General features: G+C 66.2%; 27 protein-coding genes, 1 other RNA gene, 1 pseudogene and 1 riboswitch. Of the genes and pseudogenes, 16 read left to right on the top strand and 13 right to left on the bottom strand.

All coding sequences use genetic code 11. From position 1 onward, the window contains the following. Positions 1-7: 7 nt before the first annotated feature. From AC50YC_RS06085 to AC50YC_RS06075, 3 genes are all read left to right on the top strand, one after another. Positions 8-859, top strand: coding sequence for an SRA domain-containing endonuclease (locus tag AC50YC_RS06085; RefSeq protein ID WP_494952764.1), 852 nt, complete (start codon positions 8-10; stop codon positions 857-859). 141 nt (positions 860-1,000) lie between these two features. Then, complete coding sequence (locus AC50YC_RS06080; RefSeq protein ID WP_494952667.1) at positions 1,001-2,179, top strand: hypothetical protein; 1,179 nt, start codon at positions 1,001-1,003, stop codon at positions 2,177-2,179. Between the two features lie 231 nt (positions 2,180-2,410). After that, positions 2,411-3,214: a rolling circle replication-associated protein gene (locus tag AC50YC_RS06075; RefSeq protein WP_494952666.1), complete on the top strand. Its 804-nt coding sequence runs from the start codon at positions 2,411-2,413 to the stop codon at positions 3,212-3,214. 181 nt (positions 3,215-3,395) lie between these two features. Here the strand turns inward: AC50YC_RS06075 and AC50YC_RS06070 are convergent, their stop codons facing one another. Then, positions 3,396-4,799, bottom strand: coding sequence for a recombinase family protein (locus tag AC50YC_RS06070; protein WP_494952665.1), 1,404 nt, complete (start codon positions 4,797-4,799; stop codon positions 3,396-3,398). A 19-nt stretch (positions 4,800-4,818) separates the two neighbouring features. Between AC50YC_RS06070 and AC50YC_RS06065 the strand changes: the two are divergent. The 13 genes and pseudogenes from AC50YC_RS06065 to ssrA all read left to right on the top strand — a co-directional run. Next, a pseudogene (locus AC50YC_RS06065) lies at positions 4,819-5,430 on the top strand (TadA family conjugal transfer-associated ATPase); the annotation flags it as partial. Beyond that, a complete protein-coding gene (locus AC50YC_RS06060) occupies positions 5,430-6,284 on the top strand; it encodes a type II secretion system F family protein (protein WP_494952664.1) in 855 nt (284 codons plus the stop codon). The pseudogene AC50YC_RS06065 and the gene AC50YC_RS06060, both read left to right, overlap by 1 nt. Further along, positions 6,281-7,222 (top strand): type II secretion system F family protein, encoded by a 942-nt coding sequence (locus AC50YC_RS06055; protein WP_494952663.1) that lies wholly within the window; start codon positions 6,281-6,283, stop codon positions 7,220-7,222. Before AC50YC_RS06060 ends, AC50YC_RS06055 begins: the two co-directional genes overlap by 4 nt. Before the next feature lie 83 nt (positions 7,223-7,305). Further along, positions 7,306-7,557 (top strand): hypothetical protein, encoded by a 252-nt coding sequence (locus AC50YC_RS06050; protein ID WP_494952662.1) that lies wholly within the window; start codon positions 7,306-7,308, stop codon positions 7,555-7,557. A gap of 3 nt (positions 7,558-7,560) precedes the next feature. Beyond that, complete coding sequence (locus tag AC50YC_RS06045) at positions 7,561-7,959, top strand: TadE/TadG family type IV pilus assembly protein (protein WP_494952661.1); 399 nt, start codon at positions 7,561-7,563, stop codon at positions 7,957-7,959. Further along, positions 7,940-8,467: a hypothetical protein gene (locus AC50YC_RS06040; protein WP_494952660.1), complete on the top strand. Its 528-nt coding sequence runs from the start codon at positions 7,940-7,942 to the stop codon at positions 8,465-8,467. The genes AC50YC_RS06045 and AC50YC_RS06040 overlap by 20 nt, the downstream gene beginning before the upstream one ends. Then, complete coding sequence (locus AC50YC_RS06035) at positions 8,464-8,970, top strand: pilus assembly protein TadG-related protein (protein WP_494952659.1); 507 nt, start codon at positions 8,464-8,466, stop codon at positions 8,968-8,970. The genes AC50YC_RS06040 and AC50YC_RS06035 overlap by 4 nt, the downstream gene beginning before the upstream one ends. Before the next feature lie 88 nt (positions 8,971-9,058). Beyond that, positions 9,059-10,174 carry a peptide chain release factor 2 gene (gene prfB / locus AC50YC_RS06030; RefSeq protein WP_282381705.1) on the top strand — a complete coding sequence of 372 codons (1,116 nt, stop codon included), beginning with the start codon at positions 9,059-9,061 and terminating at the stop codon, positions 10,172-10,174. Positions 10,175-10,432: 258 nt separating this feature from the next. Next, entirely contained in the window at positions 10,433-11,227 is a 795-nt protein-coding gene (ftsE, locus tag AC50YC_RS06025) for a cell division ATP-binding protein FtsE (RefSeq protein WP_494952658.1), read from the top strand. After that, the gene (ftsX, locus tag AC50YC_RS06020) at positions 11,224-12,138 is read left to right on the top strand and encodes a permease-like cell division protein FtsX (RefSeq protein WP_354169813.1); all 915 of its coding nucleotides are present in this window, start codon (positions 11,224-11,226) and stop codon (positions 12,136-12,138) included. Before ftsE ends, ftsX begins: the two co-directional genes overlap by 4 nt. A 34-nt stretch (positions 12,139-12,172) precedes the next feature. Then, complete coding sequence (locus tag AC50YC_RS06015; protein ID WP_494952763.1) at positions 12,173-13,618, top strand: peptidoglycan DD-metalloendopeptidase family protein; 1,446 nt, start codon at positions 12,173-12,175, stop codon at positions 13,616-13,618. Positions 13,619-13,726: 108 nt separating this feature from the next. Further along, the gene (gene smpB, locus AC50YC_RS06010; protein WP_226759107.1) at positions 13,727-14,197 is read left to right on the top strand and encodes an SsrA-binding protein SmpB; all 471 of its coding nucleotides are present in this window, start codon (positions 13,727-13,729) and stop codon (positions 14,195-14,197) included. Between the two features lie 131 nt (positions 14,198-14,328). Further along, positions 14,329-14,697: a transfer-messenger RNA gene (gene ssrA, locus AC50YC_RS06005) on the top strand. Positions 14,698-14,821: 124 nt separating this feature from the next. On the opposite strand, the gene AC50YC_RS06000 is transcribed toward ssrA, so the two are convergent. The 12 genes from AC50YC_RS06000 to AC50YC_RS05945 form a co-directional block, all read right to left on the bottom strand. Further along, on the bottom strand, positions 14,822-14,956 hold the full coding sequence (locus AC50YC_RS06000) for a hypothetical protein (RefSeq protein ID WP_282381717.1): 135 nt from the start codon (positions 14,954-14,956) through the stop codon (positions 14,822-14,824). A gap of 48 nt (positions 14,957-15,004) precedes the next feature. Continuing rightward, complete coding sequence (locus tag AC50YC_RS05995; protein ID WP_494952657.1) at positions 15,005-15,376, bottom strand: hypothetical protein; 372 nt, start codon at positions 15,374-15,376, stop codon at positions 15,005-15,007. Between the two features lie 62 nt (positions 15,377-15,438). Next, complete coding sequence (locus AC50YC_RS05990; protein WP_494952656.1) at positions 15,439-15,813, bottom strand: fluoride efflux transporter FluC; 375 nt, start codon at positions 15,811-15,813, stop codon at positions 15,439-15,441. Next, a complete protein-coding gene (locus AC50YC_RS05985; protein WP_494952655.1) occupies positions 15,810-16,223 on the bottom strand; it encodes a fluoride efflux transporter FluC in 414 nt (137 codons plus the stop codon). The genes AC50YC_RS05990 and AC50YC_RS05985 overlap by 4 nt, the downstream gene beginning before the upstream one ends. Beyond that, positions 16,210-16,923 carry a metal-dependent transcriptional regulator gene (locus AC50YC_RS05980; protein ID WP_494952654.1) on the bottom strand — a complete coding sequence of 238 codons (714 nt, stop codon included), beginning with the start codon at positions 16,921-16,923 and terminating at the stop codon, positions 16,210-16,212. Before AC50YC_RS05980 ends, AC50YC_RS05985 begins: the two co-directional genes overlap by 14 nt. 36 nt (positions 16,924-16,959) lie before the next feature. After that, positions 16,960-17,718: a class I SAM-dependent methyltransferase gene (locus tag AC50YC_RS05975; RefSeq protein WP_494952653.1), complete on the bottom strand. Its 759-nt coding sequence runs from the start codon at positions 17,716-17,718 to the stop codon at positions 16,960-16,962. Between the two features lie 91 nt (positions 17,719-17,809). Beyond that, positions 17,810-19,288 (bottom strand): aminotransferase class V-fold PLP-dependent enzyme, encoded by a 1,479-nt coding sequence (locus AC50YC_RS05970; RefSeq protein ID WP_494952652.1) that lies wholly within the window; start codon positions 19,286-19,288, stop codon positions 17,810-17,812. Positions 19,289-19,322: 34 nt separating this feature from the next. Further along, positions 19,323-19,436, bottom strand: a riboswitch (SAM riboswitch). Positions 19,437-19,559: 123 nt separating this feature from the next. Beyond that, positions 19,560-20,909, bottom strand: a complete 1,350-nt coding sequence (locus AC50YC_RS05965; RefSeq protein WP_494952651.1) for a glutamyl-tRNA reductase — start codon at positions 20,907-20,909, stop codon at positions 19,560-19,562. Positions 20,910-21,016: 107 nt separating this feature from the next. Then, complete coding sequence (gene hisN, locus AC50YC_RS05960; RefSeq protein ID WP_494952650.1) at positions 21,017-21,829, bottom strand: histidinol-phosphatase; 813 nt, start codon at positions 21,827-21,829, stop codon at positions 21,017-21,019. A 109-nt stretch (positions 21,830-21,938) separates the two neighbouring features. Beyond that, a complete protein-coding gene (rsgA, locus tag AC50YC_RS05955) occupies positions 21,939-23,054 on the bottom strand; it encodes a ribosome small subunit-dependent GTPase A (RefSeq protein WP_282381735.1) in 1,116 nt (371 codons plus the stop codon). Continuing rightward, positions 23,038-24,456 carry a 3-phosphoshikimate 1-carboxyvinyltransferase gene (gene aroA / locus AC50YC_RS05950; protein WP_494952649.1) on the bottom strand — a complete coding sequence of 473 codons (1,419 nt, stop codon included), beginning with the start codon at positions 24,454-24,456 and terminating at the stop codon, positions 23,038-23,040. Before aroA ends, rsgA begins: the two co-directional genes overlap by 17 nt. 7 nt (positions 24,457-24,463) lie before the next feature. Further along, the gene (locus AC50YC_RS05945) at positions 24,464-25,045 is read right to left on the bottom strand and encodes a DoxX family protein (protein WP_354169832.1); all 582 of its coding nucleotides are present in this window, start codon (positions 25,043-25,045) and stop codon (positions 24,464-24,466) included. Positions 25,046-25,048: the final 3 nt, after the last annotated feature.

The raw sequence follows: 25,048 nt of genomic DNA, 5'->3' as shown, positions 1-25,048 counted from the left end.
GCTCGGCATCGAGTTCCCTAGCCGAACTCACATTTACATGGCTTTCGGCGGCAACAAACAAGCCGGCATCGTCAGATTCCCGGGGGAGAATGTCGTCAACGTATTCTCGGATGCTTCCGGGCCGTACGCAGATGAGCCTCCCACATTGACCGAACAGTTCGGGTACCGCGGCGAAGGACTTAATGGTCCTCATAGGCTGACTGCTGGCGGTAACTCCCTACTGGAGGAGGCTCGCGTATCGCACTCTGCCGTCCGGTTCTGGTACAAGCCTTTGGGGGGGTCCTTTACTTTTCTGACGTGGGCTGCGGTCCTCGGCCGTGCGTGGGTCCAAGGAATCGGTGAAAACAAGGTTGCCCGGCCGGAGATAGAGTGGCGATTGGAAGCAGTGCCGGGGCAGAAACTGGGCCGCTGGCCAGAGGACGTTACTACTGCTCTCGCCGAAGCCGCTTCGGCATCCGATGATGGGCCAGAGGTGCCTGAAGCCAAGACCGGGTCCTCCTATGCGGACTTGCTAATGCGTGTTGAAGGCCGCGGGCAACCCCGTCGCCGAGACGGAGTCGTGCGCACCGACTTCGCGCGTAGCGCTGCCGCCCGTCAAGCTGTGTTGGCAAGGTCAAGCGGTCGTTGTGAGAGCGCCAGGTGCACCGGGATGCCGGCCGAGATGAACCGCAGAGGTGAGCCAATCCTGGATGTGGACCACATCATGGACCTAGGCCTTGGTGGAGACGATCACCCCGCGAACATGGTTGCTCTTTGCCCTAACTGCCACGCATGTAAGACCAGGGGCGCCGATACGAGACGTTGGCGAGCCGAGCTGGCGAAAGTGGTGAGGTCGGCGCACAAGAACGCCCTGCGGTAGGTTCCTCCCAGTTGGCATGAGCGACTGCAGGGGGAAGCGCGAACGGTCACAGAGCGACGAGTCTCGCAGAATTAGGAAAATTACGCCCTTAGACTTAGGAACTACGGTCGAAATTGGGTCAATAGAGAGGTACCTTCATCCGTGCAAACAGTATCGTTCGGTATCGGTTGTTTCATGTTCGAGGCGCACGGTGAGGATCTCCTTGGGCTTGATAATCAGGATGGCAAATACCTAACGTCAGATTGGGCGCGAGACTTACGCAAGGCTCTGGAAGCAATTCCCAGTGTGGATTCGATTGTCATTGAGACGCCACGTGCGGTCACAGGGCGGGCCAGTGGGGCGTCCGTCCTGCAGATCCCTACCGAAGTGCTTCGCAGTGACAACGGGCTGCATCCGGGAGGTCATTTTTTCCCGCACCCAGTAGACGGCCAGGTCACTTTTCGTGTGACGATTCCCCAGCACATACAAAAAAAGCTCTCACGCGGCACTGAATTCACGACGACCGAGTTCCATGTGGATATCCGTTTCGAAGGGCGATATCCAGTCGCGTTCGTTTCCATGGATGGTGACGCGAACAGCCCTTCCATTGCTGTGATGATCGTTCGTGAGTTCTTGAGGTCGGAGTTTGAGCAGCGGAAAGAGCTCGTCGCTCCGATCAGTTTTACTTGTTTAGGTCCGAGCCCTTTCTGGGTGGACTGTTGGGTGGAGGCTACTCCCGAGGAAGATGCGGACACTGGAAACGAGGTTGCTCTTGAGTTTGAGCTGGAGCATACACGGCAAGAGGGATACGACGACATGGTGTTTAGCGGTCAGGCGGATTCTGCTCAATTGCTCCTTGATCGTGTAAAAGAAGAAGTGGTTCATGAACTAGCTCAGTTCTACTCTCTCGTATCTGAACGTAACCTTCTGCTCAGCCAGGACGCCTGGAACAACCACCAGCTGGAAGAGCTTTTGGAACTGCAGCAGCGTGGAGGCATCAAGGCATGGTTTACGAGGCTTTGGTCATCAGGAAAAAATTCTCTCTCCCTTAGCCTGCAAATACTCCACACCGAAAATCGCGCTGCGAGATTCCACCGGAGTTTCTCGGATGGCCTTGAAGAGCACTATGCGCTTCACACCATGAAGCCTTTTGAACCTTGGATCATGGATGAACTCAAGAAGATGCAGAATGATCGGCGTTCTGACCTGAGAGAAATGGCTGGGCTGCTCGCAGCCAGGCATTCGAACAGCGTGGAAATCGTTGCTGTAGTGGGTGCGTCCCTTGGAGGTGGCGCCGTTGGCGCAGCGCTGACCGCGATAGCGGGCAGCGGTGCGTCTTGACTTGAATCAGCAACGTAACTCGTTTCGCGTTTCTCTGTACTTTCTTGGGAGGTTCATGCCAAGATCGGAACGCGGACATAACGAACAATGAACAAGGTGACCGGCTGTTTGGCGCTCCACCGCGCCAGACAAATCACATGATATTAGAGCGCACCCCTCCCGAGGGTTAAAGCAACCGCAGGGCCAGCCGGAAAACGTAGACAGCGCAAGAACAAGGGGCCACGGCCTCAGGTGGTCCCTGTGTCGCCGACACTGGGATCTCTTCCTGCTGTCTATGAGGTTGCGCTCTTGTTCTCTTCTCTTCTGCCTCGTCAAGGTCGCTGGTACCTGACGCTCTATCCCACCGCTGGTGAAGCCGGCGGATCGTTTAGAAGCTCCTATCGCCGTCCATCCTTATACGTGCCGCCCGGGTCGGCTGCTGATCCTGAGCGTTCGCGTGCAGAGGCCGCACGGCGTGCGAGGTCAAAACTGCGGCGGTATGCTGCGGCTAACTGTTTGGACAGGTTCGGGACACTCACGTACCGGGGGAGCGGCTGCCACGATCCCGCCCAAGCGCGCGTCGACGTGGGTAACTTCTTCCGAAGTCTCCGCGCAGAACTGGGTGGAGAACCCTTCCCCTACATTTGGGTTCCTGAGTGGCATAAATCCGGCCACGGGTTGCACCTTCATTTTGCTTTGAGCCAGTTTGTTCGCCAGTCCGTGATCGCCGACGCATGGGGCCATGGTTTCGTTTCGATCAAGCGCATCACGGGTCAACGCATGGGCGCCGGGCGTCGAGATTCTGCGCGTATTGCTGCCGCTTATCTCGCCAAGTACGTCGCCAAGACATTTTCCGCTGAGGACCTTGGTGGGTTGCATCGGTACGAAGTGGCACAGGGGTTTCAGCCCTTGTCGGAGCGTCTTGAAGGGGTTACCGCCCACGAGACCCTAGGCGCCGCTTGCGAGCTGATGGGCGCACGACCGGCGAAGTCCTGGAGCTCGGACGAGCAGGAGAGCTGGGACGGTCCCCCGACTAGGTGGTACCAGTGGGCCTGAGTCATTTGGATGCTGAAACGCTGGCCAAGTGGGTCGGTGAGTCCCTGGCGGCGCAAGGTTTCGAGATCGCTGTGACAGATCCCCTCGTGCTGCGTAAGGTGGGCACGCTTTTGAATGGCCGTGCGGTTTAGGACGGAGCGCACGCCGCGGAGCGGCGAGCACCGCCCGAAACCGTCGGGCGTCAAAGCAGCCAGATTGGGGTCACGCGGGATGGGTCCAACCGGTTCGACTTTCGTTTGGCTGGCTCTATGAGGACACGATCCAGTATTAGGTCGACGATTGCGCGCTGGCGGCCGAGAGTCATGTCGTCCGCGTCCCACGCTTCGGCGAGGGCTTTTCCTTGACCTAGATAGGAGACGATGGACGATCCTCTGTCCAGCCTTCCGAGCTTCTTTTTGGCGGTCTCGACGCGTTCCTCGATCTTCGCGCGAGCCTTGATCCATTCGCGGGCAGGCAGCTGACGGGAGGTGTAGAGGCCGAGAAGCTCGTCGAGTTGTTCGGTGCCGTCAGCAATCATGGCGCGGAGCGTTGCCGACTCAGCGTCTGAATCCGGGGCGTTGGCTATGGTTTGGGCCATCTCTGCCGTGTCCAGGCGAAGCAGCACCGCGTCCGCAATGAGCCTTTCCAAGCTCTCACCCGCGATGTAAATCTTTCCACAGCCTCCGAAGTCCGGTCCGCTCAGGCAGGCATATCTCCGGCGACCTTTGTCCGAAGAGGCGGAGAACATTTTGCCACCGCACAGCTTGCAGAAGATTTTCCCTGACAAGAGATACCGGCGCGGCGACCTCTTTCCGGCGAGCGCATTATCGGTCAGCCTGTGTTTGATCTGCTCGTGCTGTTGAAGCGTAAGGATCGGGGGCCATGCGGCTTTGCCCACTACTTCGCCTCGGTGCTCTCGGAGTCCAGCCAGCCTCGGGGACTTCAGGAGATTGCGCAACGTAGGCGTCCGCCACTCGTTCTGCCCTGTGGCTGTCTTGACGCCGGCCGCCGCGAGCGTCGCAGTGATCGAATTCAGCGATTCTCCGGCGATGAACCTTGCCGCGGCGTCGCGGATAATTTCGGCCTCGGACTCTATGACCGTCCGTCGGTCCATCTCGTATCCATAAGCCCTCGAACCGGAGATATGCGGCAGCCCCTCGGACGCTCTCTCGTCGTTCTTCCGTCGAATTCGACGTGATGCGGCGTCGGACTGGTTGGCGGCCACGGCGGCATAGATGCGCGCGACCATGATCCCGTCGCCGTGGCCAAGTTCCGTGTAGCCAGTCACAGTTGCGAAGTGCCTCACGCCGGCGCCGTCACAGGTCAGTAGAAACTTTTCAAATTCCGCGGGCTGCCGTGTCAGACGGTCCTGGTGATAGGCCACCACAGCGTCAAACTGTCCTGATTCGATATCAGCCAGCATCTGTTCGAACCGCGGACGCGACTTCCCCGTGTAGGCGGATATGTCGTTGTCGACGTATGCCTCTGTAATGGTCCACCCTCGGGCTTCCGCAATCTTCCGACAGTCGGCCCGTTGACGCTCGACACCTAATCGTTCGCCGGATCGATCATCGGAAATGCGGGCATACATAGCGGTGCGAATCATGTAGGTACCTTATCGATTCGCTGCTAAGACCACCATGCTCAATTGTCTGGCGGCGAGCATCGGGACCCGCGAGCGCGTCATCACGGTCGAGGAGATCTTCGAGCTGCAGTTCCCGCTGCGGGACGTCGTGGGGCTGCAGTGCCGGCAGCCAAATCTGGAGGGCGACGGCGAAATCCCGATGCGCAGGCTGGTCAAGGAGGCCCTGCGCATGCGCCCCGACCGTTTGGTGGTGGGCGAGGTCCGGGAGGCCGAAAGCCTGGACATGCTGATCGCCCTGAATTCCGGACTGCCCGGAATGTGCACCGTCCATGCGAATTCCGCCCGCGACGCAGTCACGAAGATTTGCACACTCCCGCTGCTGGCAGGGGAGAACATTTCCAGTGCCTTTGTGGTCCCGACGGTCGCTTCCTGCATCGACCTCGTGATCCACTGTTCCCGCCACGCCAGCGGGCGCAGGGAAGTGACGGAGATTCTATCGCTGGGCCGGCGGGTGGAGAACGGCATTATCGAGTCGTCCATGGTGTTCGCCCTCGCTGACGGCCAGCTGAAGCCGAGGGCCAACTCGATGCCGTCAGCCGAGAAGTTTGCCCGTGCAGGATACGACGTCGCGGCCCTGCTGGAGCCGCGCTGATGGCTGCGCTGCTGGGCATGCTTGCCGGCGCCGGGCTCCTGCTGATCTGGTGGTCTGCCTGGGAACAGCCGCACGCCGCCAGACGCAGGCCGGGACCCAGCCGCCTGGAGGATCTGCTGCGCTCCGCGGGAATCGAGAAGGTCAGCGGACCCGGCCTGCTGGCCAGCTGCCTCGGCGTTGGAGCGTTCACGACGATCGTCTTCTTCGCGGTGACCAGGTCGTGGCCGATCGCTGGCTGCTTTGGCCTGTTTGGGGGCTGGCTGCCGATGGCCATCGTGAAGTGGCGCGCGCGGAAGCGCACCGCTGTTCTGCGCCAGTTGTGGCCCGACGTTGTCGACCACCTCCGCTCTGCGATCCGCGCCGGCCTCTCGCTGCCGGAAGCCCTCATCCAGTTGGGCGACAAGGGTCCTGAGGAACTCCGTCAGGTGTTCCGCGATTTTGGCTCCGACTACCGCGCCGGAGGACAGTTCGATCCCTCCCTGACGAGGCTGAAGGACCGGCTGGCGGATCCCGTGGCCGACCGGATTGTGGAGGCGCTCCGCTTGACCAGGGAAGTGGGCGGCTCGGATCTCGGCCGGCTGCTGGGCACCCTGGCGGAATTCCTGCGCGAAAGTGCCCGGACCAGGAGCGAGCTGGAGGCCCGGCAATCCTGGACCGTCAATGCCGCGCGGCTGGCAGTGGCCGCCCCCTGGATCGTCCTGATGCTGCTGGCCAGCCGGCCCGAAGCGGTGGCGGCCTACAACACCCCGCTCGGCGCCGCCGTCCTGATGGCGGGACTGGCGGTGTCCCTGGTCTCCTATGCCGTCATGCTGCGCATTGGTGCGCTGCCGGCAGATGAGCGGGTCCTCCGATGACAGGGCTGATGGCGGCTGCCGTTGCCTGCGGAGTCGTCCTGGGCTGCGGTGCCTGGTTGTTGCTGATAAGGCTGCCTTTCATGCGGCCGACCACTTTCGTTGACCGCATCGGGCCGCAGTTGAAGTCCCACAACCTGGAATCCCGGCTCCTGCGCGCAGTGCCGAGAAACTTCACTCCGTTCGGTCCTTTGGCGCGGATCCTGCGCCCGGTCATTGGCGATGCAGTCTCGTGGCTGGGGAGGCTGAACCCCGGTTCCTTGGCCCTGGACCGCCGCCTGGCGAGGGCCGGAAGCGTCAAGTCCCCAGCGGATTTCAGGGCAGAGCAGCTCCTCTGGGGAGCGGGCGGTTTTGTCGCGGCGGTCAGCGCCGTCGTGCTCTTCGGTGCGGCCGGACGTTCCAGCCCCCTCCTCGCCGTCGTGCTGGTGCTTGGCAGCGCCGCCGGTGGATTCCTGTTGCGCGACTACCTGCTGGGCGCACAGGTCAGGAAGCGCGAAGCCCGCATGATGGCGGAGTTCCCCAGCATCGCCGAGCTCATGGCGCTCGCCGTCAGCGCGGGAGAGAGCGCCACCGGCGCACTGGACAGAGTGTGCCGCAGCGCCCGGGGCGAGCTGTCCAAGGACTTCACCCGGGTCCTGGCGGAGACCCGGGCCGGGAAACCACTCGTGGAAGCCCTGCAGGAATTCTCGTCACGGACGGAGCTGGGCCCGTTGCTCCGTTTCGTGGACGGGCTGATCGTGGCGGTCGAACGCGGGACTCCCCTCGCTGATGTGCTGAGGGCCCAGGCCCAGGACGTCCGGGACACGGCAAAGCGCGAGCTGATGGAGTCGGCCGGAAAGAAGGAAATCGGAATGATGGTTCCCGTCGTTTTCGGCGTCCTGCCGCTGACGGTCGTGTTCGCCGTCTTTCCGGGCCCGGCCGCCATCAGCATGGGCCTATAACAGCAACAAAAGGGAACAGCAGGGAAGCCGCAGCAAAACCAACGAAGCATCAACCAAACGAAGCATCAACCAAAGGGGAAAACATGAAACAGATCCTGAACCATATGGCGCTGTTGATGTTGTGCACCATCAGCCTGGTGCCCGGTCACGCCAGGGCGCAGGCGGCTATTATCCGGGAGCCAGGACGCCCCGGTGATCACCACGAACGGGGCGACGTGCCCGGCTGGGTGATGATCACCTTGATGTCGGCCGTCCTCGTCGCCGCCCTCCTCGCGCTCGCCGGCCCGGCCCTGGAAGGACTGTTCAACCAGGCCATGGACAAGGTCGGGCAGTAGCACGTGCGTCGGCCCGGCGCCGGCAGGGGCAGCACTGACGAGCGCGGTTCGGCGGTGGTGGACTTCGTCCTTGTGGGCGGGCTGTTGACGCTGTTCTTCCTCGCCATCGTCCAGCTCACCCTCGTCCTGCACGTCCGGAACACGCTGATCGATGCCGCCGCGTCCGGCGCCAGATACGGCACCCTAGCGGACCGCAGCGCCGTTGATGCCAAGGAGCGGACCGCCCAGCTCATTGGCGTCGCGCTCAACCCTGCGTTCGCCCAGGACGTGACCACGAGCGAGGCCACGTACCAGGGCATCCGGACCCTGGAAGTCACGGTCCGCGCGCCGTTGCCCGTGATCGGGCTGATCGGTCCCCGCGCAGTTCTGGAGGTGAAGGGGCATGCGGCCATCCAGCCCTGACGCGCGGCCCCGCCCTGACGCACCAGTTGGCCCTGTTGCACCGGACGGTGGGCCCGGGGGAATCGCCGCCGCGGCGGACGCCCGCGTCCCCGACGACACAGAACGGGGAAGCGCCGTCGTCGAGTTCACCTTCCTGTCGCTGCTGCTGATGGTCCCGCTGGTCTACTTCATCATCACAATGGGCCAGCTCCAGGGCGGCTCATTCGCGGTCGTCGGCGCCGCGGACCAGGCCGCGAAGGTCTTCGTTGCCCAGTCGGATGCAGCCGGCGGCCGGGCCGCCGCTGAGCAGGCCGTCCTGCTGGCGCTCGCCGACCACGGCCACTCCGCGGCGAACGCCCGGGTCGAAACCGGTTGCGTCCCGGCGGACTGCCTGGCAGCGGGATCGGCCGTGACCGTGACCGTCCATCTGACGGTGCCGCTGCCGTTCGTCCCGTTCCGCGAGGTGCTGGACCTGAACGCCGGGCAGCTGAGCGCCTCGGCCACACAACTGGTGGGCCGCTTCCGATGAACCTTCCCCGGAAGCAGCGTGCCGGGCGGCCGCCGCAGGAACCGGAAACGGATCCGCCAGGCCGGGGCCGGGGCGGTGACGACGGGCAACTGATGGTGCTGTTCATCGGCTTTGTGCTGCTCGCCCTGCTGCTCGCAACCGTGGTCATCGGCGCGTCCAGTGTCTACATCGAGCATAAGAAGCTCCTATCGCTGGCCGACGGCGCCTCGGTCGCCGCCGCGGACAGCTTCACCCTGGGGCAGCTCGAAACCGGCGGCGGCAGCCCGACCGCCATTCTGACCGGAGCCCGTGTGCGGAGCGCGGCCGTCGAGTTCCTGGACCGCAGCAGTGCCACCAGCCGCTTCAGCGGCCTCGCCGTCGGGCCGGGAACGGGCAGCCCCGACGGTTCCACCGCCGTCGTGGTGCTCAGCGCCGCCGTCCACCCGCCGGTGGTGAACTTCCTGGTCCCCGACGGCATCAGGATCGAAGCGAGTTCGACGGCGCGTTCCCGGCTTACGCGGTAGCTGCCCGGGCGGGCTCCCCGGCCGCACCACGGACGTGCCTGCGACCCAGTCCGGGCGGCTCGCACGGATAGCGTAGGCTTAAAAAACCATGGCAAACATTGATTTTCCCGCAGAAATCCGCGCCCTGCGCGCCACCTACGCCTCCATCGAGAACGTTTCGAATGTCGAGGCGCTGAAGGAAGACATCGCCGAACTGAGCGAACGGGCCGGCGAACCCAATCTGTGGGATGACCCCGCGGCCGCCCAGGTCATCACCTCGAGGCTCTCGCACCGCCAGTCCGAACTGGCCCGCCTCGACTCCCTCACCTCGCGGATCGACGATCTTGAGGTCCTGGTGGAACTGGGCCAGGACGAGGACGACGCCGACTCCATGGGCGAGGCCGCCGTCGAGCTGGAATCGATCCGCAAGGCCCTGAAGGAACTCGAGGTCGTGACCCTGCTGTCCGGCGAGTTCGACGAGCGTGAAGCCGTCGTGACCATCCGCGCCGGCGCCGGCGGCGTCGACGCCGCGGACTTCGCCGAAATGCTGCTCCGGATGTACCTGCGCTGGGCCGAACGCCACGGCTACCCGACCACCATCATGGACACTTCCTACGCCGAAGAAGCCGGGCTCAAGTCCGCCACCTTCGAGGTCAAGGCCCCTTACGCCTACGGCACGCTCAGCGTCGAGGCCGGCACCCACCGCCTGGTCCGGATCAGCCCCTTCGACAACCAGGGCCGCCGCCAGACCTCGTTCGCCGCCGTCGAGGTCATCCCGCTGATCGAACAGACGGACTCCATTGACATCCCGGACAACGAGATCCGCGTCGACGTCTTCCGCTCCTCCGGCCCGGGCGGCCAGTCCGTTAACACGACCGACTCCGCCGTGCGCCTGACCCACATCCCCACCGGCACGGTCGTGTCCATGCAGAACGAGAAATCCCAGCTGCAGAACCGCGCGGCCGCCCTGCGCGTGCTGCAGTCCCGGCTGCTGCTGCTCAAGAAGGAGCAGGAGGACGCGGAGAAGAAGGCGTTCGCCGGCGACGTCAAGGCCTCCTGGGGCGACCAGATGCGCTCCTACGTTCTGAACCCTTACCAGATGGTCAAGGACCTCCGCACCGAGCACGAGGTCGGCAACACCTCGGCCGTGTTCGACGGCGAGATCGACGACTTCATCGACGCCGGCATCCGCTGGCGGACCGACAACCGCAACGCGGACAAGTAACCCGCGGACAAGGAGCCTCCGGGCTCGTATCCGCCGACGGCACAGCTGCCCCGGCGGCGTTGGCGCGCCCCTGCTGCCTCGTGCGTCACACCGGCCCCTCCCGTCTATTCCTGCGACACGCCTGCGCACTCAGGCCGATCCGCCGCGGCCCGTGCGTATAGTCGAGAAGCCGGAGCTCTACTTCCCCCACTAGAAAGCCCGCGCGCCGGCAGCAGAACAGGGCCGTACCCGTCCACGTCCTGCAGGGTACTTAGGGCCATGATCCGTTTCGAAAATGTCACCAAGGTCTATGACCAGAAGGCGCGACCCGCGCTGGATTCGATCAACCTTGAGATCGACCGCGGCGAATTCGCCTTCCTTGTTGGGGCCTCCGGGTCCGGCAAGTCCACCTTCCTGCGCCTTGTCCTCAAAGAGGACCGCGCCTCCTCCGGTGCCGTTTACGTCGCCGGCCAGAACGTAGCGAACATCTCCAGCTGGCGCGTGCCCCGGCTCCGCCGCGGGATCGGCGTCGTGTTCCAGGATTTCCGCTTGCTGCCGCAGAAGACCGTGTTCGCCAACGTCGCCTTCGCCATGCAGGTCATCGGCAAGAGCCGCAGCGTCATCCGCGATACCGTTCCCGAGGTCCTGAAGACCGTCGGCCTCGAAGGCAAGGAAAACCGCCTCCCGCACGAACTTTCCGGCGGTGAGCAGCAGCGTGTGGCGATCGCCCGCGCCGTCGTCAACCGGCCCGGCATCCTGCTGGCCGATGAGCCCACCGGCAACCTGGATCCCACCACCTCGATGGGCATCATGGGGGTGCTGGACAAGATCAACCAGAACGGCACCACCGTCGTTATGGCCACGCACGACGACGACATCGTCAACGAGATGCGCAAACGCGTTGTTGAACTGCGCAACGGCGTTATTATCCGGGACGAAGCCAAGGCCCTCTACACCTCCATGATTCCGGTTGTGGGACAGTCACGCCGCCTGCGGGATGCCAGCGGGCGGGAAGCCCAGCCTGCTGCCGCCACCGGCTCCGACGCCCGCGCCGCAGGGGAGGGCCAGCTGTGAGGCTCCAATTCGTCCTCGCCGAAATCGGCAGCGGCCTGCGCCGCAACCTCTCCATGGTGGTCTCGGTCATCCTGGTGACCTTCGTGTCCCTGACCTTTGTCGGCGCCGCCGGCATGCTGCAGCTGCAGATCAACCAGATGAAGGGCTACTGGTACGACAAAGTCCAGGTCGCCATCTTCCTCTGCAGCGACGGTTCGACGGCGGCCGGCTGCGCCACCGGCCCCGCCACCCCGGAACAGCAGGACAACCTGGGCAAGCTGCTGGAATCGCCCGCGGTGGCCCAGTACGTCAACGACTTCCAGTTCGAGTCCAAGGACGACGCGTACAAGCACTTCAAGGAACAGTTCTCCAATTCCCCGATTGTCGACTCGGTGACGCCGGACCAGCTTCCGGCCTCCTTCCGGATCAATATGAAGGACCCGGAGAAGTACCAGATCATTAGCGAGACGTTCTCCTCGCAGGCCGGCGTCGAAACTGTGATCGACCAGCGCCAGCTCCTGGAACGGCTCTTCTCGGTCATGAACGCCGCGTCGCTTGTGGCCGTCAGCGTCGCCGGCGTGATGATCGTCTGTGCCATTCTGCTGATCGCCACCACGATCCGGCTTTCGGCCTTCAGCCGGCGGCGGGAGACCGGGATCATGCGCCTGGTCGGGGCGTCGAAGATGGTGATTCAGCTGCCGTTCATCCTTGAGGGCGTGATTGCCGCCGTGATCGGCGCGGCGCTGGCCTCGGCAACGCTGTGGGCCGTGGCGCATTTCTTCCTGGGCGGGTACCTGTCCCAGCAATATCCGGACACCGCCTTTATCTCCGCAGCGCAGACGCTGATTCTGGCGCCGGCCCTGATTGGCCTCGGCGTCCTGCTGGCAGGAGTATCATCACTCCTGACCCTCCGGCGTTACTTGAGGGTTTAGCGTGCACAACGAAAAGGGAAAGCCCATGACACGGATGCACCGACCCGCACCGCAGCCGGTTTCGACCAGGCTCCCGGCGGCCGGCCGCCGCAGCCGCATTGTCGGCGCCGCTCTGGCGCTCGTCCTGGCAGCCAGCCTGGGTGCCCCGACCCCGGTGGCGTTTGCCGACACCCTCGAGGACCAGCAGGCCGCCCTCCGCGAGGAAGCGGCCAGGGTCCAGCACTCCCTCGAATTCGTGGACTCCCGGATCGCGCAGGCCGCCGGGGACCTCGTTCTGTACCAGGGCCAGCTCCCCGGAGCGCAGCAGGCCCTCCTGGAGGCCCAGGGCCGTGTCGCCAGCGCCGTCAAGGAGGCCGAGGCCCTCGCCGCCCGCGTGGACCTGGCCCAGCAGAACAAGGCCAAGATTACGCAGCAGCTCGAGACGGACAAGCAGAAAATCACCGACACCAAGAAGCTGATCGGGCAGATCGCCACCCAGGCCTACAAGTCCGGCGGTGTGCCCTCCAATCTTTCGCTGTTCTTCGGCTCGAATAACGGCGGCAGCCTCACGGACACCATCGACCTGGCCGACCAGGCCATGCGCAGCCAGAACTCGGCGATGGACAAGCTCACCCAGCAGAACGCCACGAACGTCAACTCCCAGGCCAGGCTCGAAGCGGTGGAGGTTGAAATCACGGATCTCAAGGCCAAGGCGGACGCCGCCCTGGCCCGGGAACAGGCCGCCCGTGACGAGGCGGAGTCCAAAAAGGCCCAGGTGGACCAGCTCATCGCCGACACCACCCGGCTCGACGCCGAACTCCAGGCCGCCAAGCCCGCCATCCAGACGCAGATCGTCCAGGTCAAGGCCCAGCAGGACGCCGTCGCGGCGGACATCGTCGAGCGCGACCGGAAGCTGCGCGAGGCCTGGGAAGCCGAGCAGCGCCGGATCGCCGAGGCCGCCAGGGCAGCTGCGGCAGCCGCTGCCCGCGCCGCCGAGGCGGCCGCCCGTGCCGCCGGGCAGGTCAGGCCGCCGGCGCCGGCCCCGGCGCCGTACGTCCCCGCCCCGCCCGGAAACCCGTCGGCATTCGGGTTGCGTCACCCCTTCAACGGCGTGCGGATCAGTTCCGGCTTCGGCTGGCGCGCCACGCCGCCGGGCACCACCGACTTCTACGGCCAGGGCGGCTACATGCACACCGGCATCGACTTTGCCGCGGCCTGCGGCACGCCGGTCTACGCCGCCGCGGCGGGCACCGTGTTCTCAGCCGGCTGGGCGAACGACGGCGGCGGCAACAACGTGAAGATCTCGCACGGCGTTGTCCAGGGAAACTCGCTGACCACCGTCTACTATCACAACGTCAGTGTGACCGTTTCTCCAGGACAGCAGGTCAGCCAGGGACAGTTGATCGCCTATTCGGGAACCACCGGAAACTCCAGCGGCTGCCACTCGCACTTCGAGACATGGCTCAACGGCCGGGCCGTGGACCCGATGAACCTGCTCTGATCCGCCCGGAGCGGAAGCCCCGCGGCTGAGCTGCGGCACTGCCGTAAACTGGAAGAAGCCCAGGCCGCTCCGGCTGAGGGCCCACCCATCGATCCAAGGAGTTCTACCGTGCCGAAAGAAAGTGGCCGTAAGGTAGTGGCCACCAACCGCAAGGCCCGGCACGACTACACCATCCTCGACACCTACGAGGCCGGGATTGCGCTCATGGGCACCGAGGTGAAGTCCCTCCGTGAGGGCCACGCCTCCATGGTCGACGGCTTCTGCACGTTCTACAACGACGAGCTGTGGATGGAGGGCATCCATATCCCCGAGTACCACCAGGGGAGCTGGACCAATCACGCCGCACGCCGCCGTCGGAAGCTGCTGCTGCACCGCGACGAGCTCACCAAGATCTCGCACAAGATCCGCGAATCAGGCTTCACCATCGTCCCGCTCCAGCTGTATTTCCTGGACGGCCGGGCGAAGGTGGAGATCGGCGTCGCCCGCGGCAAGAAGGAATACGACAAGCGCCAGACCCTGCGCGAGCAGCAGGACAAGCGCGAGGCCCTGCGGGTCATGCGCGAGCGGAACCGCCGCTAGGGACCGACGCCCGGAACGGGCGGGAATGATTCCGCGGGGACGTGCGTTATGCTAGATAGTCCGGGAAGGAACGGCGCGGAAACCGCAACAGCGGTTCGGCACCAGACCTGATCGGTTTGATAAAAAAATACGGGGATGATCGGTTTCGACGATGTTAGTCGCGACAGGTGAAGCGGGCCGAGGATGCAGAATTATCTCGTAAACGCTGTCTGCAAACCAATAAGTGCCGAATCAAAACGCACTGACTTCGCTCTCGCTGCCTAAGCAGTAAGACAGTCCGTCAGCCCGAGGTTGCTATTGCCCCGGATCCTGGCGTCATTTAGATAGCCACTGCTGTTTACCCCCGTCATCGGGGTGAACGGGACTCTTTGATGACTGGGCCCGGATCAGCCAGCTGTTTGCAGCATGGCTGGGGCCGAGAAAATCCGACGCAAACTGCGCCCGGAGAAGCCCTGACAACACGACATCGGACGGGGGTTCAATTCCCCCCATCTCCACCATCGGAGCCCCGGAGACGGTGCTCCACCCCGTAAAGTTCCACACAAAAGGCCGGAAGCGTCAGCTTCCGGCCTTCTGTTTTGCCCGTCTGTGGGCAGAAGCGGCTGCCCGGCGGGCGGGCCGTGCTCAGCGCTTCTTGATGTGGGCGACGGGGTCCGTGTGCGTTTCCGCGACGTTCTTGGACTTCTTCTCGGCGCGTTTTTCCTTGATGGTTTTCACCGGTTTCTTGGCCATGCTCCGGTGCGGCGTTTTGTCAGGCATGTGGGCGCTCCCTCACAGCAGGGGGCCGGGATGCCCCCTGATATTAAGTTACGCCTCGGGCACCGCAACGTCCACGATGCCGACGAAGCGGCTGCCCACACCCTCATACTCGCTGCGGACCAGCCCGACAGCCACACCGGGGATCTCGTACGGCGCGTGGTGGGCGCAGCACACGTAGGTGAACTCCGGCCACCACTTCTTCGGCCGGGCCGCCTCGGAGAACCCGCACACCGCGCAGGTCAGCTGGACCCAGATGGGGCGCTTGCCGGTGCGGTTGGCCTTGGACTGCACGAGCCAGGCCGGCGGGTTGTCCAGGAGGTCGCCGAGCTCGGCGTCGCTCAGCCGGGGCGGGATGCCGTGACGGTGGGCCATTTCCAGCGGAATGTCGAGGATCTGGGCTGCTTCACGTCGGGTAACCATCCTTCAACGATACGGGATGGGACGGTCCCCGAATCGCCGTCAGGACGCCGGAGTAAGGCTCGTCACAGCCCCGTGAGGGCCAGGCCGAGGGCTGCCGCCGCAAGGCCGGCGGCCAGGTTCGCGGCAACGTTGAGCGCGGCGGCGCGGTAGCGCGTCTCGCTCACCAGACGCACCGTGGCGGTGGTCCAGGAACTGAAGGTGGTGAGACCGCCGGCGAGCCCGGTCGAGAGGCCGGACTGCCACTCGGCACCGAGCCCCAGCTGGCCCGTGAGCCCCAGGGCGGCGCCGATGATGAAGGACCCCGCCACGTTCACGGTGAGGGTCGCCCAGGGCCAGTGCGGATGGCGCCCCGGGTGGTGCGCAAACCAGGAGTCGACGGCGAAGCGCAGCAGGGCGCCGGCGACGCCGAAGAGTCCCACCAGCACGGCGGTAATCATGAGGCCCCGCCGCTCAGGTCGGCCAGGGCCTTGCCCGTTTTCCAGCCGGCGGCCGCGGCGCCGAGGCCCAGGACCAGTGACAGGCCCAGGTAGCCCAGCCAGCTGGCATGGAAGCCACCACGGAACTGCTGGTCGATGGCGAACACCACGGCCGAAAAGGTGGTGAAGGAACCCAGTAGTCCGGGGCCGAGCCCGGCACGCAGCCAGAAGGCGGTCTTTGGCCGGGCGATCCAGACCGTGGTGAGGGCCGCCAGGACAAAGCTGCCGACGACGTTGATCACCAGGGTGGTCCAAGGGATGGAGCCCGCTGTCTCGGGGAACACGAGCCCGGCACCGTAGCGCAGTTCCGTGCCGATCAGTCCGCCGACGGCGACGGCCGCCCACGCACGCCAGCCGTTAGTTTCGCTCAAGGCTGCAGCCGGGATGGCCGGACTCGCTGTGCACCCAGAGGGCGGAGGCGACTTCCTCGGCGAGGTCGAACTCGTGCCGGGCCGCACCGGATCCGATGCGCACCACCAGGGCGCCGCCGAACGGCTTGCGGCCCAGGACCTCCACGTCCGCGTCCAGATCGATCTCCTCGGCGGAAAGGTAACGCAGCAATTCAGGGTTCTCGTCGCTGATGCGGGTGATCCGGCCCGTATGCCCGTCATCGAGTTCGCTCATCCGGTAGGCAGCGGGCATCACGATGGAACCGTCTGCGGCCGGGATCGGATCGCCGTGCGGGTCCCGCACCGGGTTCCCGAGCTTGGCTGCCATCCGGTCGATAAAAGTGTCCGAGACGGCGTGCTCCAGGAGCTCGGCCTCGTCGTGGACCTCGTCCCAGCGGTAGCCGAGTTCACGGACCAGGAAGGTTTCGATGAGCCGGTGCCGCCGGACCATGGACAACGCCAGCCGGACGCCGTCGGCCGTCAGCGTGATGGCGCTGTAGGGCTGGTGGTCCACGAGGCCCTGGTCCTTGAGCTTGCGCACCATTTCGGAGACCGAGGAGTTGGCTACGCCGAGCCGTTGGGCCAGCTGGGTGGAGGTGATGGGCTTGTCCTGCCACTCCGTAAAGGAGTAGATGACCTTGACGTAGTCCTCGATCGAGGAGGAGGGCAGACTGGTCTTCACAGTTTCCAGCCTACCGTCAGGCGGCGCCGGAGACGGTCAGGCCCGGACGGCCCGCCAGCTCTGCGTCAGGTAGGGGAGCGGAAGGACCTCGCCGGGGCGGTGGCCAAGGTGCTCGTGGAGGTACCAGTCGAGGTTGCCCAGGACCTTGGCCCGGGTTGTTTCGCTGGCGGCCAGGTAGTAGCTGCGGGACTTCGTCAGCTCCATGATGTCGGCGGTCCGCACCGGATCTTCCCATCGGGTGAGGTGGCTCTCCAGTCCCGTGAATTCCGGGCCAAGGGGCGGTGTGAAGTGCGGTTTGTGCACATCGCCTGCATGCATGATGCGTGAGAGGCGGTGCACCCAGGGAACGGACGTGTCCAGCTGGTTCCAGGTCAGCCCCAGTACCCCGTGGGGGCGGAGGATCCGTGCGATTTCTGCACTGGCCAGGAGCGGATCGCACCAGTGCCAGGCCTGGGCGACGGTGACGACGTCGAACGCCCCGGCGGGCAGTCCGGTGCGCTCGGCGGTACCCTCGACGGCGGTGACGCCCGGGAGCGTCCGGCGCAGCTGTTCCAGCATGTCGGCGGACGGGTCCACCGCGACTGTGTGCAGGCCGCGCGCGACCAGCAGGGCGGTGAACTTCCCGGTGCCGGCGCCGAGGTCCGCGGCGTCCCTGGCGTTCCGGGGGACCAGCCAGTCGGCCGAATCGTCGGGGTACCCGGGACGGACGCGGTCGTAGTGTTCCCCGCCGTCCTGGAAACTCTGCCCCAGCTCCTGGCGCCGTTCCCGATGCAGTTTGGGTCCGCCGCGTGCCACGTGCGATCTCCTTCGACAGGTCCGGATGGTACCTTTCGAATTTACCGCACGCGGCAGGGGCGGTGGTTCCCCGCCGGACCTCAGCGGGCTGTCAGTCCTGGGTGCAGGGGGCCGCGCCGGCGGTGCCGGGCGTGTTGGGGGCCCAGTGCGGGTAGCTGCGGGTGTCGTTGGACGGCACCCAGCGTCCGGCGTCCACGACGTAGTCCCAGCCGAGGCCGGTCCGGCGCAGTTCCTGGAGGGCGGCGAGCAGCCGCTGGGCGTCCTCCAGCCGGGACCCCACACCAAAACTGGCCCGCAGCGAGCCCGACGGGAGCCCGAGCCGCCGGAGCAGGGGGTGCGCGCAGAAGCGGCCGTCGCGCAGCCCGATGCCGTGTTCGGCGGACAGGTACGCCGCCACCAGTCCCGCGTCGTAGCCTTCCACCGAGAAGTTGACGACGCCGATCGTGCCGGTACCGGTGGCGGTGCCCGCGGCGTTGCCAGGCCCGGCGCCTGCCGGAGAGTCGAAGGAGGCACTGTCCGAGAAGATCTGGTGGACCGTCACACCGTCAATCCGGGCAAGGCCCTCAACGAGGAAGGACCGGATGGCGTTTTCGTGCGTGTGCCACTGGTCCGCGTCCAGATCGGCGATCACCTGGGTGGCCCGGGCCAGGGCGGCGGCGCCAAGGACGTTGGGGGAGCCGCCTTCATGCCGGGCCGGGCCGGTGGTCCAACTGACGCTGTCAATCCTGGCGTCCTGCACGGCTCCGCCGCCGGCCAGGTGCGGGGTGCCGGCGTCGAGCCAGTCGGGACGGCCGATCAGAACCCCGGCGCCGAACGGTGCGTAGAGCTTGTGCCCGGAGAAGGCAAGGTAGTCGACGTCGTCCGCGGCGATGTCGATCCGCCGGTGGGGCGCCAGCTGGGCGGCGTCCACGACGATCCTGGCGCCGTAGTCGTGGGCCAGGGCGGCCAGGGCCCGGATCGGCAGGATCTCGCCGGTCACGTTGGAGGCGCCGGTCACGGCGAGCAGGCTGACGCCGCTGTGGGCGAGCTCCGCGCGGAGCAGTTCCAGCGTGGCGGCGAGGGTGGGGGCGGCGATGACGCTGCGGTGCGGGACGCGCTGCCACGGCAGCAGGTTGGCATGGTGCTCAATGTCGAGGTACAGCACCTCGCCGGTGTGCACGCCGTCGACGGCGGGCAGGCACCCGGCCAGCAGGTTCAGGGAATCGGTGGTGTTCCGGGTGAAGATCACCGCATCGTCCGGCCGGCCGCCCACGAACTCCCGGACAATGGTGCGGGCGTTCTCGTAGACCGAGGTACTGATCTGCGAGGCGTAGCCGGCGCCGCGGTGGACGCTGGCGTAGTACGGCAGGATCTCGTTGAGGTAGGCCGAGACCACGGACAGGGCAGGGGCCGAGGCGCCGTAGTCCAGGTTGGCGTAGCGGACGTGGCCGCCCTGAATGAGCGGTGCCTGGATCTCGGCGCCGGTCACGGCGGCCAGCGGCCGTCGGGCTACGGCGAACCGCGCGTCGGGACGGGCCTGGCTGGCGCCGGTCTGAAAGTCAGGGGTGGCAGGAATGGTGGCAGTAGTCATGGGACCTCGCTCGAAAAGGACCCCACACACCGGGGATCCGCGCTTGCCGGGTCCGTTCCGGACCGGCCAGGTCGTCACCCGGGGCACCCCACCGCGAATGGAGGGTTGCCGGCCAGCAAACCGGGGTTTAGCGCTGGCACTCGTGACCTGCTTCGAGCCTAGGACATGCCTGCTGCCGCAGAAAGGCGGGACATGAATGTGAAGCCGTTTGTTACGCGAGGCGCGCGCCGGTTATTACCGGACAGCCCCAAGGCGGATCGTGGCGCGACGATCAAGAGGCAGCAATACCCCGCTCAGGGGTCGGGGCGGCAGCCTCATTGTCGGCCTGGACGCTGAGGCCGAACAGCGTATGCAGCGCCGCCGTGTAGTCGTCCTGGCGTCCGAGGGCGGCGAGCTCCCGGGCGCGGACCGTCGGGGTATGGAGCACGCGCCGGATCATGCGCCGGAGGGCGAGGTTGACGTCTTCAGTCGAGGCGCCCCGGGCGTGCTGTTTGCTGACCCGCTCCATTTCGCTCACCAGGACCTGTTGGAGGTGCTCGCGCAGGGCGACGACGGCGGCATCGACAGCGCGGGCCGCGTCTTGCTCCTCGAAGTGGCGTGCCGATTGCCGGACCAGGGCGCGCGCGAGGCGCAGCGCTTCGGCATCCGCCGGGGGAGCGGCGAGGTGGACCGATTCCAGCGTAATGAGGTCCACCCCCGGCAGTTCCGCCACGTGCGGGTCGAAATCGTGGCTGGGAGCGAGGTCGATGACGGTGAGGGGACGCGCCGCACCCGCACGCCACCGGGCGAGGGCGGCAGCGTCGACGCGGACCCCTGCACCGCTACAGCCAATGACAAGATCGGATCCGGCAACGGCTGCCGGCAACTGCTGTGCGGAGATGGCTCTACCGCCCCTGGCCGCCACGAAGGCCTCCGCGCGGCCGGAATGGGAGAAGACGGAGATCTCGGAACATTTTCGGTTCCTGAGCAGCTCCGCCACGTAACCGGCGTAGGAACCGGTACCGAAGAGAACGGCCGACGTCCCGGTGGTCCCGGCCCGCCTCGTTCCGGCGGCGAGGTCCAAGGCGACCGAAGCGATGGATCTGCCCGCGTTGCTGAGCGAGGTCTGAGCCCCGACATCCTTGGCCGTGCGGGACGCGGCCTGGAACAGCCTGCCCAGCCGCCCGCTGGTGGTTCCGGCGGCCTGTGCGTCGGCGAGAGCGCGCCGGACCTGGCCGGCGACTTCGCGCTCACCCACAACGACCGAGTCCAGGCCCGCTGCAACGGCGAAGAGATGTTCGACAGCCGTGGTTCCCCGGAGTTCCTCGAAAAGGGCCGAAAGGCGGATCGTTGGCAGCCCGGAGCAGAACTGGACTGAATCGAGGACGTCTGCGCGAGCGGCTTCAAGGACCGCCAGGGACGGGACTTCGCAATAGATTTCGAATCGGTTGCAGGTGGACAGGACCACGGATGCTGCGACGGGCGGACTGCCGGTAAGAATATGCTGTGCGAGCCCGGCGGAAGCGGCGTGCAGGGCGGCGGCGGACGCGGGGTCCAGGTCCCGGTACTTCGCCACGAGCACCAGCAGAACGGGGCTGACGACGGAGGTGCCGCGAATCGAGGCTTGATGTGTGTCAGACAAGGCTGCTCTCCTCCCAAAAAGATGCCCTAGTCTTGAGGCCGGCTGTCGGGGCCGGCGTCTTTGACAGAGTCGTACAGGGAGGTTGGGGAATCCTTGGAAGCGGGTTGTTAGAGCAGGTCGTCCAGGCCCGGGTTGAGGCGCTTGAGAACCTCCGAGTGCAGGATGGAGTTGGTGGCGAGGGCGTTGCCGCCGAAGGGGCCGTCTTCGCCTTCGAGGGAGGTGAAGCGTCCCCCCGCCTCCGTGACGATCGGGACCAGCGCGGCCATGTCGTAGAGGTTCAGTTCGGGCTCGCAGGCGATGTCGACGGCACCTTCGGCCACGAGGCAGTAGGACCAGAAGTCGCCGTAAGCGCGGGTCCGCCAGACCTTCTCGGTGAGGTCAAGGAACTCGTCGAGGTTGCCGCGCTGCTTCCAGCCGCCCAGGCTGGAATAGGACAGGGAGGCGTCCGAGAGCTTGGAGACGTTGGAGACTTTCAGCCGGGTGGCGGCAGCCAGCGAACGGCCCATGTAGGCTCCGGCACCCTTGGCGGCCCACCAGCGCTTGCCCAGCGCCGGGGCGCTGACGACGCCGACGACCGGCTCGCCCTCGTCGACGAGGGCAATCAGGGTGGCCCAGACCGGGACGCCGCGGACGAAGTTCTTGGTCCCGTCAATCGGGTCGATGATCCACCGGCGGGAGCCATGGCCGGAACTGCCGAACTCCTCGCCAAGGACGGCGTCGCGCGGACGGGAGCGGGAGAGCTGGCCGCGGATGGCCTCCTCGACTGATTTGTCGGCGTCGGTCACCGGCGTCAGGTCCGGCTTCGTCTCAATCCGAAGGTCGAGCGCCTTGAAGCGGCTCATGGTCTGGGAATCTACGGAATCTGCCAGTACATGGGCAAGGCGCAGGTCATCGTTGTAGCTCGAAGCGGGTTGACTCATGGTTCCAAACTACCGCCAAAGCGGGCTGCGGGGCGGGAGGCCACGGGCCTGCGCCGCCGGATGCGGCCGGGCACGGGGCGGCTGACGGCCGGACAGCCGGCCTGCCGGACTAGGAGACGGTACCCAGTTCCTTGACGTCCTGGGCTTCCATCCGCGGGTCCGTCCCCAGCAGGCGGCGGAGCGAGGCGAGCCGGGCGGGGCCGGACTCGCCGGCATGGCCGGCAGCAACCCAGGCGTCCACCCCGCAGTTGACGGCACTGGAATCGTGCTTGCATCCCCGCTCGCAGTCGTCGGTGCCTGGCTCGAGGTCCGGGAAGGAGCGCAGGATCCGGTCGGGATCCACGTGGGCAAGGCCAAAGGAGCGGATGCCGGGGGTGTCGATGATCCAGCTGCCCGGCGGCGCCTCGTTGACCTTGAGGGCCAGCGCGGAGGAGGAGGTGTGGCGGCCGCGCCCGGTCACGGCGTTGACGCCGCCGGTGGCGCGCTCGGCGCCGGTCAGGGCGTTGACCATGGTGGACTTGCCCACACCGGAATGGCCCAGCATGACGGTGACCTTCCCGTCGAGGTGGGCGCGAAGCTGGGAGACGGCGTCCTTGTCCAGCCGGGCGGAAAGTCCGTCGTCCGAGCGGGCATCGATGCCGGAGGCGGCGGAGTCCGCCGTCTTGGAGATGATCACCGGGAAGGCAAGGTGCTGGTAGTTGGAGAGGAGTTCCGCGGGATCCTTGACGTCGGCCTTGGTGACGAGCAGCAGCGGCTCGATGCCGGCGTCGTACGCGGCCACGAGGGCACGGTCGATGAATCCGGTCCGGGGCTCCGGATTGGCGGCCGCCACCACGATCACCAGCGTGTCGGCATTGGCGACGACGGCGCGCTCGATCGGGTCCGTGTCGTCGGCGCTGCGCCGCAGCAGGGTCCTGCGGTCCTGGATCTTGACCAGCCGGGCCAGGGTGTCGGGTTCGCCGCTGACGTCCCCGACGAGGGAGACGAAGTCGCCGGCGACGACGGGGTTGCGGCGCAGTTCCCGGGCGCGGGCGGCGATGATCTTGCGTTCTTCGGGGGTGCCTTCGGCGACGACGGCGGTGTAGCGTCCGCGGTCAACGGTGATGATCCGGCCGGTGACGGCGTCGTCGTAGGCGGGCCGGTCCTTGGTGCGGGGCCGGGTGCCCTTTTTGTTCGGGCGGATCCGGACGTCGGATTCGTCCCAGGAGTCAGTGCTGCGTGCCACCGGAGGCGTCCTTCTTTGCGGTGGCTGCGTTTCCGGCGGTGCCCTGGGCGAGCATGGACTCCCACATCTGCGGGAAGTCCGGCATCGTCTTGGCGGTGGTCGCAATGTCCTCGACCTCGATGCCGGGAACGGCCAGGCCCAGGATGGCGCCCGCGGTGGCCATCCGGTGGTCGGCATAGCTGTGGACGACACCGCCGTGCAGCGGTGCGGGACGGATGATGAGGCCGTCGGAGGTCTCCTCGGCGTCGCCGCCCAGGCGGTTGACCTCTGCGACGAGAGCGGCCAGCCGGTCTGTTTCGTGCCCGCGGAGATGCGCGATGCCGCTCAGCCGCGAGGGGCTGCTGGCTAGGGCGCAAAGTGCGGCGACTGTGGGGGCGAGTTCGCTGGTCTCGTCGAAGTCGGCGCCCTTGATCTCGGGGCCGCCGGTGACGGTCAGGGTGCCGTCCGTGAACGTCACCGTGGCCCCCATCGTCGTGAGGATACCGCGCCACAGATCGCCGACCTGGGTGGTCTCGGCCGGCCAGTTGGGGATGCGGACTGTGCCGCGGGTGGCGAGGGCCGCCGCGAGGAAGGGGCCCGCGTTGGAGAGGTCCTGTTCGATCCTGAGATCAAAGGCGCGGATGGGCCCGGGGGAGACAATCCAGTGGTTCGGGCGGGAATCGTCCACGACGACCCCGGCTCCGCGGAGAACGGCGACCGTCATGTTGATGTGGTCCAGGCTGGGGACGGGCTTCCCGGCGTGGTCCTTGCTCTGATGCTCCAGGTGCAGTCCCTCGGTGAAGCGGGCACCGGTCAGGAGCAGCGCGGACACAAACTGCGAGGAGGCGCTGGCATCGATGACGAGGTGGCCGCCCCGCACGTCGCCGGTACCGGCGACGGCGAACGGCAGCGAGGAAGCGGGACCGCCGTCGGGTGCGGTGACGGCGACGCCCAGCCCGGTGAGCGCTTCGATGATGGGCCCCATCGGGCGTTTGCGCGCGTGCGGATCGCCGTCGAACAGTGTCACTCCCCGGCGCAGGGCCGCGACGGGCGGGACGAACCGCATGACCGTCCCGGCCAGTCCGCAGTCGATGCCGGTCCGGGACCCGGCAGCGTCCTGGCTGATGGGCGTGATGGCCAGGTCGGGACCGAAGTCGCCGTCCCCCGGAACTTCCGTGATGGTGGCACCGAGCTGCCGCAGTGCCTCGATCATGAGTGCGGAGTCCCGGGAATGCAGCGGGGCCCGCAACCGCGAGGGTCCGTCGGCGAGGGCGGCCAGCACGAGGTACCGGTTGGTCAGGGATTTGGATCCCGGAACGGTGACCGTTGCGTCGAGCGGCTGGTCGGCGAACGGCGCCCGCCAGAGTGGTGCGCCCGCGGCGGGGACGGAGGGGGCAGCTGCGGTGGGGGTGGTGCCTGTCATTGCTGCTTTAGGCTCCGACGGTGTGGTCTACAGCTTTGCGCACGGCTTTGTCGGCCTTCTTCAGCTGCTTGTTGGTGGTCTTCTTGACGTCGGTGGCCAGGTGGCCGGTGGACTTCTTGACGTCGGCGGCGAAGTGGCCGGCGTTCTTCTTGGCGTCCGCGGCGAGGTGCTCGGCCCGCCAGGCCAGGCTGGGCCGGCCGTTCGTGTCGACGGCAGCCAGCAGTACGCCTCCGGTCAGCGATACGTTCTTGAGCAGCTGCTTGCGGCGGGCGTCGCGGCCCTCCTTGGAGGTGATGTCGGCGCTGCGCCATTCAACGTAGCCGTTGAGTGCGGAGATGACGGCCAGGACCGTGGCGGCCAGGCGTGCTGACTTGCCGAGCGCGAAGAGCACGCCTGCTCCCACCTGGGTTCCGCCGATAACGCGGGCCAGCACCTTTTCGTTGGTCTGGAACGGCAGGGATTCAGCCGCACGGCGCAGCAGGGGTGACAGCTGCGTGGCCGTGTCATCCGCGTTCTTGAGCTTGTCCATGCCTGCAAGGACGAAACTGGAGGCGAGCATGGGCCGGGCGAGAAAGCGGACAAAGGACATGAA

It is taken from the genome of Pseudarthrobacter sp. MDT1-56 (assembly GCF_059383555.1).
This window is presented reverse-complemented; position numbering and strand designations above follow the sequence as displayed.

Bases quoted from the DNA above. Each gene is read 5' to 3' on its own strand.
- AC50YC_RS05995 (WP_494952657.1), bottom strand. From the start codon at position 15,376: ATGGTTACCCGACGTGAAGCAGCCCAGATCCTCGACATTCCGCTGGAA.
- AC50YC_RS06070 (WP_494952665.1), bottom strand. From the start codon at position 4,799: ATGATTCGCACCGCTATGTATGCCCGCATTTCCGATGATCGATCCGGC.
- ftsE (WP_494952658.1), top strand. From the start codon at position 10,433: ATGATCCGTTTCGAAAATGTCACCAAGGTCTATGACCAGAAGGCGCGA.
- hisN (WP_494952650.1), bottom strand. From the start codon at position 21,829: ATGAGTCAACCCGCTTCGAGCTACAACGATGACCTGCGCCTTGCCCAT.
- AC50YC_RS06000 (WP_282381717.1), bottom strand. From the start codon at position 14,956: ATGCCTGACAAAACGCCGCACCGGAGCATGGCCAAGAAACCGGTGAAA.
- AC50YC_RS06055 (WP_494952663.1), top strand. From the start codon at position 6,281: ATGACAGGGCTGATGGCGGCTGCCGTTGCCTGCGGAGTCGTCCTGGGC.
- AC50YC_RS06060 (WP_494952664.1), top strand. From the start codon at position 5,430: ATGGCTGCGCTGCTGGGCATGCTTGCCGGCGCCGGGCTCCTGCTGATC.
- AC50YC_RS06035 (WP_494952659.1), top strand. From the start codon at position 8,464: ATGAACCTTCCCCGGAAGCAGCGTGCCGGGCGGCCGCCGCAGGAACCG.
- AC50YC_RS05945 (WP_354169832.1), bottom strand. From the start codon at position 25,045: ATGTCCTTTGTCCGCTTTCTCGCCCGGCCCATGCTCGCCTCCAGTTTC.
- AC50YC_RS06040 (WP_494952660.1), top strand. From the start codon at position 7,940: ATGCGGCCATCCAGCCCTGACGCGCGGCCCCGCCCTGACGCACCAGTT.
- AC50YC_RS05990 (WP_494952656.1), bottom strand. From the start codon at position 15,813: ATGATTACCGCCGTGCTGGTGGGACTCTTCGGCGTCGCCGGCGCCCTG.
- AC50YC_RS06015 (WP_494952763.1), top strand. From the start codon at position 12,173: ATGCACCGACCCGCACCGCAGCCGGTTTCGACCAGGCTCCCGGCGGCC.
- prfB (WP_282381705.1), top strand. From the start codon at position 9,059: ATGGCAAACATTGATTTTCCCGCAGAAATCCGCGCCCTGCGCGCCACC.
- AC50YC_RS05970 (WP_494952652.1), bottom strand. From the start codon at position 19,288: ATGACTACTGCCACCATTCCTGCCACCCCTGACTTTCAGACCGGCGCC.
- AC50YC_RS06050 (WP_494952662.1), top strand. From the start codon at position 7,306: ATGAAACAGATCCTGAACCATATGGCGCTGTTGATGTTGTGCACCATC.
- aroA (WP_494952649.1), bottom strand. From the start codon at position 24,456: ATGACAGGCACCACCCCCACCGCAGCTGCCCCCTCCGTCCCCGCCGCG.